This window comes from Calditerrivibrio sp. (assembly GCA_026415135.1).
Taxonomy (GTDB): Bacteria; Chrysiogenota; Deferribacteres; order Deferribacterales; family Calditerrivibrionaceae; genus Calditerrivibrio.
In genome coordinates this window covers 14730-31581 of record JAOAHS010000027.1, presented here as the reverse complement: position 1 = coordinate 31581, position 16852 = coordinate 14730, and the positions used below count along the sequence as shown (strand labels likewise).

The 16852-nt window shown below is 37.0% G+C and carries 20 protein-coding genes; 18 read left to right on the top strand and 2 right to left on the bottom strand.

Features of this window, described 5'->3' with window-relative positions:
- Positions 1 to 8: 8 nt before the first annotated feature.
- From wbaP to N3C60_04960, 5 genes are read left to right on the top strand one after another with little or no spacing between them, the layout of a single operon-like run.
- Complete coding sequence (wbaP, locus tag N3C60_04980; GenBank protein MCX8084257.1) at positions 9 to 1340, top strand: undecaprenyl-phosphate galactose phosphotransferase WbaP; 1332 nt, start codon at positions 9 to 11, stop codon at positions 1338 to 1340.
- A 16-nt stretch (positions 1341 to 1356) separates the two neighbouring features.
- Positions 1357 to 2241, top strand: a complete 885-nt coding sequence (rfbA, locus tag N3C60_04975) for a glucose-1-phosphate thymidylyltransferase RfbA (protein ID MCX8084256.1) — start codon at positions 1357 to 1359, stop codon at positions 2239 to 2241.
- 3 nt (positions 2242 to 2244) lie between these two features.
- Positions 2245 to 3633 carry a dTDP-4-dehydrorhamnose reductase gene (gene rfbD, locus N3C60_04970; GenBank protein MCX8084255.1) on the top strand — a complete coding sequence of 463 codons (1389 nt, stop codon included), beginning with the start codon at positions 2245 to 2247 and terminating at the stop codon, positions 3631 to 3633.
- Complete coding sequence (gene rfbB / locus N3C60_04965) at positions 3630 to 4709, top strand: dTDP-glucose 4,6-dehydratase (protein ID MCX8084254.1); 1080 nt, start codon at positions 3630 to 3632, stop codon at positions 4707 to 4709. Before rfbD ends, rfbB begins: the two co-directional genes overlap by 4 nt.
- A 57-nt stretch (positions 4710 to 4766) precedes the next feature.
- Positions 4767 to 5129 (top strand): hypothetical protein, encoded by a 363-nt coding sequence (locus N3C60_04960; protein ID MCX8084253.1) that lies wholly within the window; start codon positions 4767 to 4769, stop codon positions 5127 to 5129.
- Here N3C60_04960 and N3C60_04955 read toward each other — a convergent pair.
- Positions 5121 to 5540 (bottom strand): DUF721 domain-containing protein, encoded by a 420-nt coding sequence (locus tag N3C60_04955; GenBank protein MCX8084252.1) that lies wholly within the window; start codon positions 5538 to 5540, stop codon positions 5121 to 5123. The two genes, N3C60_04960 and N3C60_04955, sit on opposite strands and share 9 nt — an antisense overlap.
- Positions 5541 to 5650: 110 nt before the next feature.
- On the opposite strand from N3C60_04955, the gene N3C60_04950 reads away from it, so the two are divergent.
- From N3C60_04950 to N3C60_04920, 7 genes are all read left to right on the top strand, one after another.
- Positions 5651 to 6835: an ATP-binding protein gene (locus N3C60_04950; GenBank protein ID MCX8084251.1), complete on the top strand. Its 1185-nt coding sequence runs from the start codon at positions 5651 to 5653 to the stop codon at positions 6833 to 6835.
- On the top strand, positions 6832 to 7512 hold the full coding sequence (gene rlmB, locus N3C60_04945; protein ID MCX8084250.1) for a 23S rRNA (guanosine(2251)-2'-O)-methyltransferase RlmB: 681 nt from the start codon (positions 6832 to 6834) through the stop codon (positions 7510 to 7512). The genes N3C60_04950 and rlmB overlap by 4 nt, the downstream gene beginning before the upstream one ends.
- Before the next feature lie 65 nt (positions 7513 to 7577).
- Positions 7578 to 7835: a hypothetical protein gene (locus N3C60_04940; GenBank protein MCX8084249.1), complete on the top strand. Its 258-nt coding sequence runs from the start codon at positions 7578 to 7580 to the stop codon at positions 7833 to 7835.
- 37 nt (positions 7836 to 7872) lie between these two features.
- Positions 7873 to 8319, top strand: a complete 447-nt coding sequence (locus N3C60_04935; GenBank protein ID MCX8084248.1) for an RNA polymerase sigma factor — start codon at positions 7873 to 7875, stop codon at positions 8317 to 8319.
- A 2-nt stretch (positions 8320 to 8321) separates the two neighbouring features.
- Positions 8322 to 8870: a glycogen-binding domain-containing protein gene (locus N3C60_04930; protein MCX8084247.1), complete on the top strand. Its 549-nt coding sequence runs from the start codon at positions 8322 to 8324 to the stop codon at positions 8868 to 8870.
- 2 nt (positions 8871 to 8872) lie between these two features.
- A complete protein-coding gene (locus N3C60_04925) occupies positions 8873 to 9178 on the top strand; it encodes a hypothetical protein (GenBank protein ID MCX8084246.1) in 306 nt (101 codons plus the stop codon).
- A gap of 49 nt (positions 9179 to 9227) precedes the next feature.
- On the top strand, positions 9228 to 10118 hold the full coding sequence (locus N3C60_04920; GenBank protein MCX8084245.1) for a hypothetical protein: 891 nt from the start codon (positions 9228 to 9230) through the stop codon (positions 10116 to 10118).
- 24 nt (positions 10119 to 10142) lie between these two features.
- Here N3C60_04920 and N3C60_04915 read toward each other — a convergent pair whose 3' ends face one another.
- On the bottom strand, positions 10143 to 11258 hold the full coding sequence (locus N3C60_04915; GenBank protein ID MCX8084244.1) for an RsmB/NOP family class I SAM-dependent RNA methyltransferase: 1116 nt from the start codon (positions 11256 to 11258) through the stop codon (positions 10143 to 10145).
- Between the two features lie 90 nt (positions 11259 to 11348).
- Here N3C60_04915 and mnmA point away from each other — a divergent pair, with 90 nt between their 5' ends.
- The 6 genes from mnmA to N3C60_04885 all read left to right on the top strand — a co-directional run bounded on the left by mnmA (position 11349) and on the right by N3C60_04885 (position 16851).
- Entirely contained in the window at positions 11349 to 12392 is a 1044-nt protein-coding gene (mnmA, locus tag N3C60_04910; GenBank protein ID MCX8084243.1) for a tRNA 2-thiouridine(34) synthase MnmA, read from the top strand.
- Positions 12376 to 13020 carry a 7-cyano-7-deazaguanine synthase gene (locus tag N3C60_04905; GenBank protein MCX8084242.1) on the top strand — a complete coding sequence of 215 codons (645 nt, stop codon included), beginning with the start codon at positions 12376 to 12378 and terminating at the stop codon, positions 13018 to 13020. The genes mnmA and N3C60_04905 overlap by 17 nt, the downstream gene beginning before the upstream one ends.
- Positions 13021 to 13145: 125 nt before the next feature.
- Positions 13146 to 13559: a cytochrome c maturation protein CcmE gene (locus N3C60_04900; protein ID MCX8084241.1), complete on the top strand. Its 414-nt coding sequence runs from the start codon at positions 13146 to 13148 to the stop codon at positions 13557 to 13559.
- A gap of 9 nt (positions 13560 to 13568) precedes the next feature.
- Complete coding sequence (gene ccsA, locus N3C60_04895) at positions 13569 to 15473, top strand: cytochrome c biogenesis protein CcsA (GenBank protein ID MCX8084240.1); 1905 nt, start codon at positions 13569 to 13571, stop codon at positions 15471 to 15473.
- The gene (locus tag N3C60_04890) at positions 15463 to 16170 is read left to right on the top strand and encodes an ABC transporter ATP-binding protein (protein ID MCX8084239.1); all 708 of its coding nucleotides are present in this window, start codon (positions 15463 to 15465) and stop codon (positions 16168 to 16170) included. The genes ccsA and N3C60_04890 overlap by 11 nt, the downstream gene beginning before the upstream one ends.
- Complete coding sequence (locus N3C60_04885) at positions 16171 to 16851, top strand: heme exporter protein CcmB (GenBank protein ID MCX8084238.1); 681 nt, start codon at positions 16171 to 16173, stop codon at positions 16849 to 16851.
- Position 16852: the final 1 nt, after the last annotated feature.

The following is a 16852-nucleotide window of genomic DNA, read 5'->3' as shown; positions in this document are numbered from 1 at the left end:
GAAAAATCTTGGGTATAGTTGGAGTATTACCTACCTTACAGACGGACTTTAATTTTCTGTTGTCAATTTATTGGGTTATATTGAGTTTGATGGTTTTATTAATGCTGTTTGAGGGTTTATATTTCAGAGTGATCCCTTTTTGGGAAGAAGCTAAAAAAATTTCAAAAATAGTTACAATCTGGGTATTGTTGATTTTTACTATTTTATCCTTAACAAAGAAAGTAAATGAGTTTTCGAGGGCGATTCTTTTATTTATGTGGTTCTATTCATTATTTTTATTCCCGGTGGTTCATCTTCTGATGAAAAAAATCTTTTCAAGGTTTAAATTCTTTAAGATCCCTGCAATAATAGTTGGTAATGGGAATGATTTGATAAATTTATCTTATGCTCTTTTTCGTCATGATTATTTGTGTTATGACATACATGGTTTGTTTACTGATAGTTTGCCAAAAGAACATATAACTATAGATAATACAAAAATATCTGTATTAGGCAAAAAGCTGGAGGCAATTGAATACCTTAGTAAGAATAAGGTGGATACAGTTTTTTTGATGGAAGAGAACTTACATGATGATCAACAGCTTTTATACAAGCTTCACAATAAAATCAACAATCTGATTTTAGTACCAAATTTTAAGCAAATTCCTGTTAAAAACTCCGAAATTGTTTTTTTATTGGAACAAGCTATCTTCATGTTAAAGCTAAAAAACAATCTAAAGTTTATTACAAACTTGTTAATTAAAAGACTTTTCGATATAATATTATCCTTGATACTGTTGCCAATTCTACTTGTGATAATTGTTTTGATAGCTATTTTAATAAAGATAGACTCAAGAGGTCCTGTATTTTACAAACATATAAGAATTGGTAAAAATGGTTCGAGGGTACCTGTATTAAAATTTAGGACTATGTATATAGATGCAAAAGAGAGATTGAATAAGTTATTAGAGCAAGATGAAGAGTTGAAAAAAGAGTGGGAAACATCTTATAAGCTAAAAAATGACCCGAGAGTTACTAAAATTGGGAAGTTTCTCAGAAAGACGAGTCTTGATGAACTGCCTCAAATATTTAATGTTTTAAAAGGGGAGATGAGCTTGGTGGGTCCAAGGCCAGTAACAGAGGAGGAGCTAGAAAGGTACTATAAAGATAAAGCGGAATATTATTATATGGTGCCCCCGGGCATTACTGGTCTTTGGCAGGTTAGTGGAAGAAGTGATACAAGCTATGAGTTTAGAGTTTGGTTGGACTCATGGTATGTTATGAATTGGTCTCTCTGGCTTGATATTGTAATACTCTTTAAAACTGTTAAAACAGTTTTAAAAAAAGAAGGGGCCTATTAATTAAAAAGGTGGATATATGAAAGGTATCATCCTTGCTGGTGGTAGTGGGACGAGATTATACCCCATTACGATGGTTACCAGTAAACAGCTTTTGCCTGTGTATGATAAACCAATGATTTATTACCCTTTGTCTGTACTGATGTTGGCAGGGATTAGGGATATACTTATAATATCTACACCCCATGATATAGGGAATTTCGAAAGACTTTTGGGCAGTGGTGAGCAGTTTGGTATTAAGTTATCCTATGCTGTACAACCCTCCCCAGATGGACTGGCCCAAGCCTTTTTGATAGGTGAGGAGTTTATAGGTGACTCAAATTGTGCTATGATATTAGGAGATAATATCTTTTATGGAAGTGGGCTTACAAATCATCTCAAAGAGGCAGCTAAAAACAGCGACAAAGGTAGGGCTACGATTTTTGGCTACTATGTAAATGATCCTGAGAGGTTTGGAGTCGTGGAGTTTGATGGGGATGGTAGGGTCATCTCTGTGGAGGAAAAACCGAAAAATCCAAAGTCAAACTATTGCATTACCGGGCTTTATTTTTATGATAATAGGGTTGTGGAGTTTGCAAAAATGGTGAAGCCTTCTGCAAGGGGTGAATTTGAGATTACAGATCTTAACAGGCTTTATTTGGAAGATGGTTCTTTGGATGTTAGGTTGCTTGGACGGGGGTATGCTTGGCTGGATACTGGCACTGTGGATTCCCTTGTGGAGGCTTCAGAATTTGTCAGGGTCATTGAGAAACGGCAGGGGATCAAGATCGCTGCTCTGGAGGAGATAGCGTATCATCAGGGGTGGATAGATAAAGCTGTTTTGTTGGAGTCTGCTAATAGGTATGGCAAGTCACCCTATGGTGAGCACCTCAAGAAAGTGGCTGAAGGTAGAATTAGGTATTAGTAGATGAAAGTTTTAGATACGAAGTTAAGAGGCGTTAAAATCATAGAGACTGAGTATTATGGTGATAATAGGGGTTGGTTCACAGAAAGTTATAATAAAGAGCGGTTTTTACAACATGGTATTGCTGTAGATTTTGTTCAGGATAACCACTCTTTTTCTGCCCACAAGGGTGTATTACGAGGGATACATTTTCAAAACAATCCAAAAGCCCAGTCGAAGTTGGTAAGGTGTATAAGGGGAAGAATCCTTGATGTCGTTGTGGATCTTAGAAAAGGATCAAATACATACAAGCAATGGATTTCGGTGGAGTTAAGCGATGAAAACAGAAGACAGATATTCATCCCCAAAGGGTTTGGGCATGGCTTTGTTGCGTTGACGGATAATGTGGAGATACAGTATAAAGTGGATGAATACTATTCTAAAGAATATGACAGAACTATAAGGTACGATGACCCGGAGATCAATGTTCAGTGGGGTACAAAGGATCCCATTTTATCTGATAAAGATAAAAATGCACCTTTTCTTAGAGATAGCGATCTGAACTTTACCATAAAGGTTCTCGTTACAGGAGTTAAGGGGCAATTGGGTTATGATGTGGTAAAGAGATTAAAAGAATTGGGTATCGAGGTCATTGGTGTGGATGTAGATGAGTTTGATATCACTGATAAGCAACAAACTGAAGATTTCATAAAAGGGGTTAACCCAGATCTGGTGGTACATTGTTCGGCCTATACCGCTGTAGATAAAGCTGAAGATGAAAAAGATATATGTTATAATGTAAATGTTAATGGGACCAGGTATATTGCAGAAGTTTGTAAAAGGATTGATGCCACATTGTGTTATATAAGTACTGATTATGTTTTTGATGGGCAAGGGGAAAGCCCCTTTGAAGTCCACGATCCAACTTCTCCTATAAACTATTATGGTTTTACTAAAGCAGAAGGGGAGAAGATAGTAAGGGATATTCTTGAAAAGTATTTTATCATCAGGACATCATGGGTATTTGGATTAAATGGGCATAATTTTGTAAAAACGATGTTAAAATTAGCAGAAACAAAAAATGAGATAAGGGTTGTCGCAGATCAGATAGGATCTCCCACCTATACTGCAGATCTGGCTATTTTGATCTGTGAGATGATACAGACTGATAGGTATGGTATTTATCACGCCACAAATGAAGGTTTTTGTAGTTGGTATGAATTTGCATCGGAGATCTTTAAGTTAGCCAACAGAAATGTGAGGGTAGTACCAATAAGTTCCAATGAATATATAGCAAAGGCTAATAGACCTAAAAACTCTAAACTTTCTAAAAGAATATTAGATGAAAAAGGCTTTAAAAGACTACCCCACTGGAGGGATGCGTTAGAAAGGTATTTGAAGGAGTTAATATGAGTTTTGAAGACTACAGAATGTTAGTTACGGGTGGAGCAGGTTTTATTGGTAGTAACTTTATCAGATATCTGTTTGAAAAAGTTGGGTTTAAAGGGGTGGTAGTAAATTTAGATCTTCTCACATACGCTGGTAACCTTATGAACTTGAAAGATATAGCTGAGACCTATGGGGGTACAAGCTACTTTTTTGAACATGGTGATATATGCGATAGACAAAAAGTGGAACATATATTTGAAAAGTATAAAATAAATATTGTTGTTCATTTTGCTGCGGAAAGTCATGTGGATAGGTCGATTTTAGGGCCAGAGGAGTTTGTTAGGACAAATGTGCATGGTACCTTTGTTCTCCTTGATGTGGCGAAGAAAAGGTGGGTTGACTCTCCAAATAAGTTTATAAGGTTTCATCATATCTCTACTGATGAGGTTTATGGTAGCTTAGGGGAGACGGGCTATTTTTATGAAACTACACCCTATGATCCCAGAAGCCCCTATTCAGCTTCAAAAGCTGCATCGGATCATCTGGTGAGGGCATTTTTTCATACATATGGTTTACCTATCACCATTTCAAACTGCTCAAATAATTATGGTCCATATCATTTTCCGGAGAAGTTGATCCCTCTCATGATACTGAATATGCTCGATGAAAAACCTTTACCGGTGTATGGGGATGGCAAGAATGTCAGGGACTGGCTTTATGTGGAGGATCATTGTAGTGCTGTATGGAAAATTGTTACTGATGGTAGCGTAGGGGAGACATACAATATCGGCGGTGAAAACGAATGGACAAATATAGATCTCGTTCATCGATTATGTGAAATAGTAGCTACAAAGACTGGTAAACCCAGGGATTATTACAAAAGATTGATTACCTTTGTTAAAGATAGGCCGGGCCATGATCGTAGATATGCGATAAACTGTGATAAGATAAAAAGGGAACTGGGTTGGAGGCAAAGCGTTGACTTTGAAGAGGGGTTAAGTAAAACGGTAGATTGGTATCTCAACAATACTGACTGGGTATCACATGTTAAATCAGGTGAATATAAGCGCTGGATAGAGAAAAACTATGGTAAAAGATAGTTGTTGAAATTTGCTCATCATCTGGTATTATATACTAAAAGAGTGTTGGAGGGAACGATGAGGATTGTGATATTGTTGTTCTTTGTTATTGTTTCTTTCACTCTTTCTCATGCTGAGGATGAGAAATTGCTAAAAATACTAAACAGGGAAAAAGAGCTTGTGGAGATAGAAAAAAATCTTCATATAGAAGAGAATAACCGTAAAACAACCATCATGAATAATGCCAATGAGTGTATCAACAGAGCAAAAAATAAAAAAGAGATCCGTACTTGTAATAAAACAAAAAATGATGAACTGGAGTTCCTTAAGAAAGAGATGAAGTTCCGTAAAGAACAGATTGCAAATGAAAGAAAAGACCTTGCGGAACAAAAAAGAAAATTGAAAAGCTCAAAAAAGAGAAGTAAATCTAAATCACAATGATCTAAGCCAGCTTAAAAAAGCTTTTTCAAAACTTCCCTTAAGATTCTCATCTTTTATAGGTTTTGAACATTCCTTAACCATTCTTAGCATATCATCAGTAACAGGTTTGGGTGTGAAAGGTTCCTCTTTTATCGGGGAGAATTTTTTTACAACAAATTTGATATCTTTCACACCACCGTATCCAAAATCAGCTAACCTCTGAACAAAATCCTGTTTCATCATTGTAAATTCCATCATCCAGATATTATCCGGGACAATTACCGTTAGTTTTCCATCTGTAAGTTTTATAGGTAATGAATTTTCCCCTATAAAATCCCCCATAATTCTTTTCCAATGTTTGATTATAAGGACAAGGGTGTTTACATTTTCGTTGAAAACTTCTAAACTTATTACTTCTCCTATTCTCTGCATATAGATATAATAAAAACTTTTTTATATAAAATCAATGATATCCTAAAAAAGTGGCTTTAGAGTTAAATTTATATTGATTATCATAATTTTTTGATATAAATTAACATGATATGGAAAAGCTGAATGATTATTTTCTATCTGACAGTAGAAAAGAGTGTTATGAGCTTATAGGTAAGTATATTAAAGATAATGTTTCCCTTATATGCCTTACTGGTGAATCTGGGGCAGGAAAGACCCGTTTTATTAAACATCTCGACAAGTTTGTCCAAGGTATAAAGCTGATTGTCGTAGATCATTTTTGTGAAAATAGCGAAACTTTTTTAAGATCTGTTTTAAAACAGATGGGTGTTGCCCCTGATGGTAACAAGTTTGATATGCTTAAGGCAATTGCCCAATATGGTGCAGATCTCTTAGCCGATGGTCAAAAGCTGATAGTTGCCATAGATGATATCTCAGGGGTAACAGAGGATATAGTGGGAGATATCAGCAAACTTTTTGACTTTGAGTACAATGAGAATAAAGTGGTTTCAATTATATTTGTGACTAATAACATCGATTTTCCCCTTTTAAGGGAGTGGTCCACAAATTATTTCAAATATAATAATCAGGCGATAGCCTATCTAAACCCTTTTTCCAAATTGGAGACCATCGAATACTTTAGATATGTTTGTCAAATAAACAATCTGGATATTTCAGATTTTGGTGTGGATGAATATACTATAGTGTATAAATACACTGAAGGTATCCCTGATCGCATTGCAAAGATAGCTGAGCTGCTTAATTCCTTTGGTATAAGGGGTAAGATTACTATTAAGGATGTGCATTCGATAATAAAGTCTGCAAGTATTATAAAGGAAAACAAAAGCAAAAAGAACACCATTAAACCCTATGTTATGGCTGTTATGTTGATTGTTGTATTTGCCGGTATAACAGTGATGTTACTCAGCAATAAAGAAGCTAAAAGAGTTAGCGAGTTAAGTATTATTCAAGAAAATAAAACCGAACCAGAAAAGCAGATAGCAAAGCCGATTCAACAATCAGAGCCTATTAAAGAGGAAAAGGTAGTAAAGGTGGAGGATAAGGCTGATAAAAAGGAATGTGTAACCCTCAAGGCAAATCTTAAGCTGAGAAAAACTCCGGATATCAATGCCCCTTTTGATATAGTTATACCAAAAGGAACAAAACTGATAATTATATCACGGGAATCGGATTGGGTTAAGGTGTCCTATAAAAACAAGACAGGTTGGATAAAGGCATCTGTTGATCTATGTGTTGTATCAGAGTGTGATAAATGATATTTTATGGGAAAAACCCATTTTATGAAGCATTAAACGCAAAAAAGATCAAAAAAGCTTACATCAGAAAGGATGATAAGGTCAAGCAGCTTTTACAGGGAAATGGGATACCTTTTGAAGAGCTCGATCACCAAAAACATAGGGATCGTTTTGGAAAAGATGCACAAGGTTATGCTTTTGAATTTGATATAGAGCTGGTGGATATAGAGCATATTGCATCAAGGGGGCTGCCTATTTGTATCCTTGATCATATTCAGGATCCCCATAATTTTGGAGCTATCATCAGAGCTGGTCACTGTTTTGGTATCAACAGTTTTATGTTTGCTAAGGATAACCAGTCACCTATTACCCCTGTTGTGGTGAAGAGTAGTGCTGGGGCTGTGGTGCATTGCTCTTTTTGTGAAGTGGTAAATATCGGTAGGGCAATCGAGTACCTCAAAGAGCATGGTTATTGGATATATGCAGCGGATATTTCTGGGGATATAACCCTTGAGGAGATCGTACCTAATATACCATTTGGTATCATTATAGGTAATGAGGGGGATGGGGTAAGAAAGAATATTTTAAAAAAATCGGATATTATTTTTAAAATCCCAATGAGGGCAAAGATAGATTCCCTTAATGCCTCCCAATCAGCTGCCGTAGCTTTTTATCACTTTTTTATCAAATCTTCTTAGTATATTGTAACCTTTCTTGTTATCCAGCCGTTTTATTGGTGTAAATAACCCAGGAGGTAGTGGATATGAAAAAAGGGATAGCTCTTTTGGTGGCTTTGATGGTGGTTGTAACAAGTGTAGACCTTTTTGCAAGGGGTGCCAGTAATGGTAAATCCGGTATGAGTGGTAAAAGCGGTTCGATGAATAGCTATGCTGGTAGCTCCACCCAAAATGGTAACAAGACAGGTGACAGGGCACTGGATGGCTCCGGAAAAGGGTATGGTGATGGCACTCAATCACAACCAAAAGATGGAACCGGCTTTGGTGCGTTAAACAAAAAATAACCTTTTAGGGTGGTGAAAACCACCCTTTGTTAAAGATATGGATAATTTCATTCAGTTTTACGAAAAAACCAAAAAGGGCTTTTATCAATACCTACTTTCATTGACCCACGACAGTGACCTTGCGGATGATATCTTTCAGGAAGCATATTTGAAGATCTTTAAGCATTATAGCAACAGTTTTTCGGTACCACTTCTTTATAGAATAGGTAAGAACATATTCATAGATGAGTACAACAGAACAAAGAACAATGTAGATCATTCTGAAGTTGTCATAGAATTTAACCCTGATAACGATTTAAGTTTGGAGATAGATAAAGTATTAAGCTTTATAGATGAAGAGGACAGACAGCTTTTCCTTATGAGTGTTGTTGATGGTATGAAGTATGATGAGATAAGTTATGTTACAGGGCTATCCATATCCAGTATAAAGGTGAGGGTATTTAGAGCAAGAAAAAAGATACAGGAGATCATAAAAGGGAGGTAACAATGAAGGAGGTACTTATTAGTCAGTTTATAGATGATGAGCTTTCCCTCGTGGAAAAGAGGGAGTTTGTCGTAAGTGTTAGAGGAGATGATGCTTTCTATCGGGATACACTGGAGATGATCGATAGTGAGATGCTCGTTAGATCTAAACTTGAGCAGATAAAAACTCCAGAGGTAAAGGTACCCTCTCCAAAACGGTATCACAATTGGTTAATGGCTGCTGTGCTTTTATTGGGCTTGTTGTTTTTGGTTAGTACTCTATTAAACACTGTAAACAAGGATACCGTAGAGGTGCAAATGGAAAAGGAGTACAGGTTTGTACTATATGATGAGCATGCCAAACGTATCGAGATCTTTGGCACGTTCACCAATTGGGACCCTGTACCCATGAAAAGGGTAGGAGGTTCAAATTATTGGGAGATTACGCTAAGATTGCCAAAAGGGGAGCATAGGTATTCATTTATTGCAGACGGTAGGATTATTGCTGATCCCACAGCTTCTTTTATCGAAAAAGACGATTTTGGTAATGTAAACTCTGTTTTGGAGGTGTAGGTATGTTTGAAAGGGCGCTGATGATTTTTGTTATCTTTCTTGTGGGTTGTGCCGCGCATGATATTGAGATAAAAGGTGAAAAGGTGATATTTTCACTTAAATATGATAATCAGACATATTTCCATTACAGCCTTGATGGGTTTGTCCCCCATAAAATGGCGAAAAATGGTAGTAGATATTATTTTGAACTTAAGAAAACCTATGGTTTTAAATATTTTTTTACAGATGGTGCCGGTGTGATCAAAATAGAGTGTCCATTGGTGGAGTTTGATGACTTTGGTAACTATAACTGTATCTTTGAGATGTAACCTTTTTCTTCTGGATGCTGTTTTATAGTTAAACAAACAGGAGGAATGTATGAGAAGGATAATGTCAATTGTAGTAATAGTATTTATAGCAGCCATGTCTTATGCAGAAGTAACTGTTAATGATGTGTTAAACAGTGCTCCTGCTGAGGTGAAGGAGCAACTGAATCTCAACATCTCATTGGGCCTAAAGAATCAGGCTATGCTCAATATGTACAACGCCATGATTCAGAACCAGGTGCGAGTAGAGACCCAGGTGATGATCCTTAACAAACTGAGGGAAGCATATCAAAGTGGCTTACCTACTGATCCTGTTGCTGAAAAAGTGATGGAGGGACTTGCAAAAAAGGTAAATAGTGCCCAACTGGAAGTTGCTGTGAGTAATGTGATAAATAGGTATAGTTTTGCAAAACAGATTGCAGAAAGGGTTACAAAGGAGGAAAAATTACAACAAAGGATAATGAATAATATCGCCGATACCCTTGCTGCTGGGATGCAGAGTAGAAATGTTGAAACTGTTATGACTCAGATGCGACTAAGAAGTGAAGCTAATCTTGCTGCAGAGGTCAGTGACTTTATGAAGGATATGGCAAGGGCAAAGGTGGAGTCAGCTGAGATCGAAAGATCCATGATGGTTGCATTACAGAAGGGCTATACCCATACTGAATTAGCTGAAATCAGGCATATCTTTAGAAATATGATAAAGTCTGAAAATGCAAACAGTGTTGCCAAACAGATGCAGAACGGTTTTCAGGCTGGTTTAAAAGGGGCAGATATGGGTAAAAATATGTCTGTTAGCTCAGGTAAAGGTGGTTCTGCCACCTCTGGTGGTAGTGCTGGATCTGGAAGTGGTGGAAGTTCTGGGAGTAGCGGTTCCAGTGGTGGTAGTGGAGCCGGATCTGGTGGTGGTAAAGGTGGTCCTGGTGGTGGGAAAGGGAAATAGAGTGTTGGGGCTCATTCATGAGCCCTATTTTTTTACCCTCAACACTGCACCGAAAAAACCGTCCATCCCTATGCTGTTTGGGAATGTTTTGAGATAGAAGCTTAGATCCAAAGATTTTGTGATATGTGGTTCTAAAATATCTTCCGCTGGGATCAATGATATTTTTTCTTTATGCTTATTAATTATATATTCTATATTTTCTTCGTTTTCACATTTTAGAAAGCTACATGTTACGTAGAATATCAATCCATTGTTTTTTACGAGGGTGATTGACTGTTCCAGAAGGTTTCTTTGGATATTGATTAGCTGAGATAGGATGTCTCCATTGAGCCTTAATAAGTTATCCACATCCCTTCTTAAGACACCGCTACCGGAACAGGGGGCATCTATAAGTACCTTGTCGTAACTTCTTTCTTTCGGTGCTTTTATAGGATTAACCTTGACACCAGCAATGTCGGCTCTTTTCTTTAGTACAGCTAATCTTTTTGAGGATATGTCGTAGGCATCCAAATATAAAGTGTTGTAGGTGCAAGATTGAAGCATCAGAGACTTACCACCTGTACCTGCACAGAGATCCAGTACCTTTTCACCAGGTTTTGGTGTCATAAGGTTGTAAATGAGTTGGCTACCTTCATCCTGTAATTCAAACATACCCTTTTTAAACTCATTTAGTTGCCTTACATTTGTTCTCTCCTCTAAGATAATTCCAAAAGGAGAGAGTTTTGTGGGTAGAGGTTTGTACCTCATTAATTTCACCATGAGTTGTTCCCTTGTGGTTTTTTGGGGGTTGACTCTTATGGTTAGAGGTGCTCTGGATAGAAAGAATTTGTATGTATTGAGATTTGGTAGAGATCTCATTACCTCTTCTGCAACATACTTATCTAATCCGAAAAGATCTTCGAAGTCTGTTGGTTTGAGATCTTTATCCGTTAGTTCATTTTTTAACTTATTTAAATAAGAGATATCCTTTGATTGGAAAGCACCGTAATATCTTACAGCATCGAAAAAAAGATCTGAAATTGTTTTTCTTGCGGAGGAATGTAAGTTATTTGATCTTATATAGTTTTCAAAGATAACCCTTGCTGGTATTGACTTTATGTTTGTAAGGAGCTCTTTTATGATAGTATGATATGTGGTCATGTATCAGGCTAATATTTTTTTTTGTAAATTTCAATGTAAAATAGTTGTTGTAAAATTTTATCACAAGTAATAATAGATAGTAAAAAGGTTCTGGAGGTGGACTTGAAAAGGGTTGTTTTGGCTATGAGTGGTGGGGTGGATTCTTCTCTTAGTGTTTATCTGTTGAAAAGTCAGGGTTTTGAAGTTATTGGGGTTACCTTTAAGATGTTTCAGGGGCAGGAAAAATACCTTTTAGATGCAGAAAAGGTGGCCGGTTCCTTTGGGATAAAGTGGGAGTGTTTGGATAAATCCCTTGAGTTTAATGAAACTGTAGTATCCTATTTTATAAATAGCTATAGGAAAGGTTTTACTCCAAATCCATGCGCTTATTGTAATAGAAATGCAAAGTTTTATTTTCTTTTCAATGAGCTTCAAAAACATGATGCCGATTTTATAGCCACTGGGCATTATGCAAGAGTGGCTGATGTCGCTGGTCAAAAATTCATACAGAAAGGTAAGGATACCAAGAAGGATCAATCCTATTATTTAGCCTTGATCAGGCCAGAACTGACAGATAGACTTATATTCCCACTCGGTAACTACACAAAGGAGCAGGTGAGGCTTTTAGCAAAAGAGATAGGTCTTTCTGTGGCGGAGAAAAAGGATAGTCAGGAGGTTTGTTTCCTTGAAGGTGGTGATTACCGGGCATATTTAAGGCGTATGATAGATAAAGCAAAGATAAAAGTAGGTGATTTCGTTTATAATGGTCAAGTTATTGGTAAACACGAGGGGATAGAGTTTTATACTGTAGGTCAGAGAAGGGGTTTAGGTATAGGGTATCATCTGCCCCTTTATGTGAAAAAGATCGATCCCGAATCCAATACAATATATCTAACAGATAACAACAGAGATGGTGGACGAGCTGTTGGGCTGAAGGATTGTAATTGGTTTGGAGAGCCCAAAAAGCTTTTTTATGCGAGTGCTAGACTTAGGTATAAAATGAAGGATGCTAAAGCACTTGTTGAGATTTTGCCGGATAATAAGGCTCATCTCCTTTTTGATACAATCCAACCATTTCCTGCGCCAGGCCAAATGGCAGCTGTATATAAAGATGATATCCTATTAGGTGGAGGTTTCATTGAAAGGGTATTTTAGTAGTTTTAAAAGAGCTATCGTTGCTTTAAGTGGTGGTGCCGACAGTAGTTATGTACTCTACCTTGCTGCAAAATATCTCGGGCAAGAGAATGTATTGGCCTTTACGATGACAAATAAGCATGTGTTTAGTTATGAAGTTGAAAGATCAAAAAAAATAGCTGATTTGTTAGCGGTTAAATGGGTGGGAGCAGATGTGGAGATGGATGAGAGATTTTTTAGAAATGATGAGGATAGATGCTATTATTGTAAGAGGAGTCTTCTCAAATTTTTGAGATCGTATAAAGAGGAGAATTGCTTTGATGTGATATTTGATGGTTCTAATGTGGATGATCTTAATGAGGTTAGACCAGGTAGAAAGGCGCTGGAGGAGTTTGGCGTAAGGTCACCTTTATTAGAAAATGGTCTTGGTAAAAAGGATGTAATAGTAGGTATTAAAGAAACCCCCCTTAAGGATATGCCTTTTTATACTGAATCATGTTTGGCTACGAGGTTTGTAGGGGTACCATTCGATGATACTATAATGATTCTTATAGAACTTATGGAGGATTATTTGCGGGATCGAATACCTGGACTTAGAATAAGGTGGGACGGGAAAAAGATCTATAAAGAGATAAAGAAAATATCTTGATTATATTTTAATGAACTTTTGTTTTTAAAATATGTCTAAAAATATCAGTCATGGTTGGTTGACATTTTGGTATAAGTCTGTTAGACAATGTGGGACAAAGTCTTACAAGTGAGGTCTGTTTTAGTATGAAAAAGAAGAAGATGGTTGTAGTTGTGGGTTTATTGATTTTCGTTGCTATAGTTTTTATTATGATTTCAGGATTTCAGCAAAATACGATCTATTATATCGAGGTTCATGAGCTACAAAAAGATCCTGATAGATTTACCAAGAAAGGTATTCGAATCAGCGGGGATGTATTAAATGGTACGGTTAAAAAAGATGAGATAAATAAACACCTTGAGTTTGTGATGACAGACAAAACTGGTGCAAAGATGAACGTGGTATACAACGGTATTATCCCTGATGCCTTTAAAGAGGATGTCCAGGTTATTGTAGAGGGCAAGTATGATAAGAGTACAAATACATTTACTGCTAAAACACTACTTGCAAAATGTCCGTCAAAGTACGAAGCAGAAGTGGATCAAAAGAGTAAAAAATAGGAGTTATTCATGGGTAATGTAGGTTTTTTGTTACAGTTTTTTAGTTTTATAGCAGGTATATCTGCAATAGTATTCTATTTTTTAAATATAAAAGAACAAAAAGTACAATATGAGAAGTATGCAAAGTACTCTTTTGTTGCTTGTGCTGTACTTCTTACCCTGTCTTCCTTGGTTCTGGTATTAGCGCTTGCCCAAAGCGATTTCAGTATTGAGTACGTAGCCCAGTATACCGATCGAAGCCTACCCCTTATATATAAAATCAGTGCTTTTTGGGCAGGTCAGGCGGGTTCTCTCATGTTTTGGGGATGGCTTGTTGCTTTGGCTGGTATTTTTGAGATAGTACGGTTGAAGAGTCGTTCTGAAATTTATAGATCATCCGTCTTACTGGTAGTAGCTGTAACCACAACATTCTTCCTAATACTTACCAACTTTGTCACAAATCCTTTTAAGATGTTAGACTTTGTTGTCCCTGATGGTAATGGTATGAACCCGTTGCTCCAAAACCCCGGTATGCTTTACCACCCTCCTACCCTCTATTTGGGCTTTGTGGGTCTTACCATCCCTTTTGCCCATGGTTTTGCTTCCCTTGTTTCTAACAATGTTGGATCAGGTTGGGTAAAGGATGTTAGAGGCTGGACAATTATAAGCTGGGTGTTTCTTACTATTGGTATAGTGTTAGGGGGACAGTGGGCGTATGTGGAGTTGGGATGGGGTGGTTATTGGGCATGGGATCCAGTGGAAAACGCTTCCTTGTTGCCCTGGATCACAGCTACAGGTTACATCCACTCCTCTATCATGTATGAGAGGAGAAATAAGCTGAAGCTGTGGACATATGTACTTGCCTGGATAAGTTTTGAGCTATGTATCTTTGGTACGTTTCTTACAAGAAGTGGTGTGATCGATTCGGTTCATAGCTTTGGTAAATCATCGCTGGGTGGTTTTTTCGTATTCTTTATAGTTTTTACTACTGCTGTTTTTGCTTACTATCTATGGAAAAGCAAGAATTCTATAGATGAGTCCTCTGAAATAAACCTCATATCCAAAGAGGGACTTTTCTATTTTTCAAACTGGGTATTTTTTGGGCTTATGTTTGTTATTTTCTTTGGGACAACGTTACCGATATTTACGCAGCTTTTTGCATCCAAATACACTGTTGGGATACCTTATTATAATATGGTCTCTACACCTTTTTTTATGATGATCCTTATATTAAGTGGCATTGCACCTTTGATGCCCTATTCGGAATCTAATCTAAAAGAGGTTGCGAAAATTATTGCTCCTTCTTTCATATTGGCATTGATATGTGCTATCGTTATTTACTTGATGGGATATAGAAAGGTTGTGCCAATTTTGTTGCTGTTGTTTACATTCTTCTCCTTCTGGACGATTGTTATTCAAATATTTAAGAACATTAGATTAAATGGTATAAAAGCGATTTTCAAACACAGACGCTTTTACGGAGCAATGGGGACACATCTTGGGCTTGTAATCATTGCTTTTGCTGTTATTATGTCCTCTTTTTATAGATATGAGGTGGAAAAGGTGGTAAAACCTGGTGAGGTTATTCAGTTTGGCCCATATACGCTTCATGTTGGGGATTTTAAGATTGAAGAAAGACAGAACTATGTGTCCGTCATGACACCCACAAGAGTATATCAAAGTGATAAATATCTGGTTACGATGTTGCCCGAGAGGAGATTCTATAATAATAATCAAGAGGCTTTTGCGGAGGTGGGTATTTATACAAAGGCCTCTGGAGATCTGTACATTATCCTTGCCTCTTACTCTATGAATGATCAGGTGATAGGGCTGCAGGTTGTTTGGGAGCCATTTGTGGTCTGGATATGGATTGGATGTGCCATTATGGTTCTTTCGGCCCTACATGGTGTGTACGGAAGAAAGAGTGAACAATAATCTACTTACGGTAGAGAATCTTAAAAAAAAATATGGAGAAAATGAGGCCTTGAAAGGGGTCTCTTTTTCCTTACAGCATGGGGATTTTTTATCCATATTTGGACCAAATGGAGCCGGGAAATCCACTTTGCTCAAGCTACTATCTGCTCAGTCCAGAGCAACAGGTGGTAAGATTTATTATGAGGGTAAAGAGATATCGGAGTTGGAAGATGATTTTAGGAGCAAGTTTGGTGTTATCTCCCATCAGCCCTTTTTGTATGAAAACCTTTCTGCTTATGACAACCTAAGGTTTTACGGTAGACTCTATGGAGTTTCAAATCTACCCTTTAGAATAAAAGAGATATTAGAACTTGTGGAGCTTTACCATAGAAAAGATGATCTGGTAAGAAATTTTTCACGGGGGATGCTCCAGAGGCTATCCATTGCCAGGGCGTTGATACACAACCCGGATATTATATTCTTAGATGAACCCTATACAGGGTTGGATCAACATGCTTCGAATATACTTACTAAGATACTCAAAGAGCTTTTTTCAAACAAAAAGACAATAATCATGGTAACCCACAACCTATCAAAAGGTTTCAGCCTTTCGACAAAGGTTGCAATACTTAAAAACGGTTTGATCCCCTTCTTTAAGGAGAAAGAGGAGATAAATGAGTATGAATTTGAAGATATATATATTTCAATGGTATCTTAAATGAAAAAGTATTTTAGTACCATCTTCCATATCATTGAAAAGGATCTTTTGCACGAAATCCGCACCAAAGAGGTCATAAATTCTATGCTGGTGTTTGCCCTTTTGGTGGTGGTGGTCTTTAGTTTTATTTTTGAGCCAGGCGCTGAATACAAAATAGATATCTCTGCTGGGATATTATGGATGGCTATTATCTTTTCAGGGATTCTTGGTCTAAACAAATCTATGATGAATGAGGTAACAGGTGGTAATCTAAACGCTCTGCTACTTGCTCCTGTGGACAAGAGTGCCATCTTTTTCGGGAAAGCCTTTTCGAACTTTTTGTTTCTTGTAATCATGGAAATTATAACAATACCTGTTTTTGTTATATTTTATGATGTGCCTATTTGGAATAACTTTGGGATGAGTGTTGTGACGTTGCTTTTAGGGACGTATGGGTTTGCAGTTTTGGGGACACTTTTTTCTATAATCTCTGTGAAATCAAAAACAAGAGAGGTTATGCTTCCCATCTTGCTTTTGCCTATAATTATTCCCGTGATTTTGGCATCGATACAGGCTATGAATATCTTTATTAAGGGTGATGATATAAGCGACTCATATAAATGGTTGCAACTATTGGGTGGTTTTGATATAATATTTACATTGGTAATATATGTAATTTTCGATTTTGTCATAGAGGAATAGT

Bases quoted from the DNA above. Each gene is read 5' to 3' on its own strand.
- rfbA (MCX8084256.1), top strand. From the start codon at position 1,357: ATGAAAGGTATCATCCTTGCTGGTGGTAGTGGGACGAGATTATACCCC.
- rfbD (MCX8084255.1), top strand. From the start codon at position 2,245: ATGAAAGTTTTAGATACGAAGTTAAGAGGCGTTAAAATCATAGAGACT.
- rfbB (MCX8084254.1), top strand. From the start codon at position 3,630: ATGAGTTTTGAAGACTACAGAATGTTAGTTACGGGTGGAGCAGGTTTT.
- N3C60_04960 (MCX8084253.1), top strand. From the start codon at position 4,767: ATGAGGATTGTGATATTGTTGTTCTTTGTTATTGTTTCTTTCACTCTT.
- N3C60_04955 (MCX8084252.1), bottom strand. From the start codon at position 5,540: ATGCAGAGAATAGGAGAAGTAATAAGTTTAGAAGTTTTCAACGAAAAT.
- N3C60_04950 (MCX8084251.1), top strand. From the start codon at position 5,651: ATGGAAAAGCTGAATGATTATTTTCTATCTGACAGTAGAAAAGAGTGT.
- rlmB (MCX8084250.1), top strand. From the start codon at position 6,832: ATGATATTTTATGGGAAAAACCCATTTTATGAAGCATTAAACGCAAAA.
- N3C60_04940 (MCX8084249.1), top strand. From the start codon at position 7,578: ATGAAAAAAGGGATAGCTCTTTTGGTGGCTTTGATGGTGGTTGTAACA.
- N3C60_04935 (MCX8084248.1), top strand. From the start codon at position 7,873: ATGGATAATTTCATTCAGTTTTACGAAAAAACCAAAAAGGGCTTTTAT.
- N3C60_04930 (MCX8084247.1), top strand. From the start codon at position 8,322: ATGAAGGAGGTACTTATTAGTCAGTTTATAGATGATGAGCTTTCCCTC.
- N3C60_04925 (MCX8084246.1), top strand. From the start codon at position 8,873: ATGTTTGAAAGGGCGCTGATGATTTTTGTTATCTTTCTTGTGGGTTGT.
- N3C60_04920 (MCX8084245.1), top strand. From the start codon at position 9,228: ATGAGAAGGATAATGTCAATTGTAGTAATAGTATTTATAGCAGCCATG.
- N3C60_04915 (MCX8084244.1), bottom strand. From the start codon at position 11,258: ATGACCACATATCATACTATCATAAAAGAGCTCCTTACAAACATAAAG.
- N3C60_04900 (MCX8084241.1), top strand. From the start codon at position 13,146: ATGAAAAAGAAGAAGATGGTTGTAGTTGTGGGTTTATTGATTTTCGTT.
- ccsA (MCX8084240.1), top strand. From the start codon at position 13,569: ATGGGTAATGTAGGTTTTTTGTTACAGTTTTTTAGTTTTATAGCAGGT.
- N3C60_04885 (MCX8084238.1), top strand. From the start codon at position 16,171: ATGAAAAAGTATTTTAGTACCATCTTCCATATCATTGAAAAGGATCTT.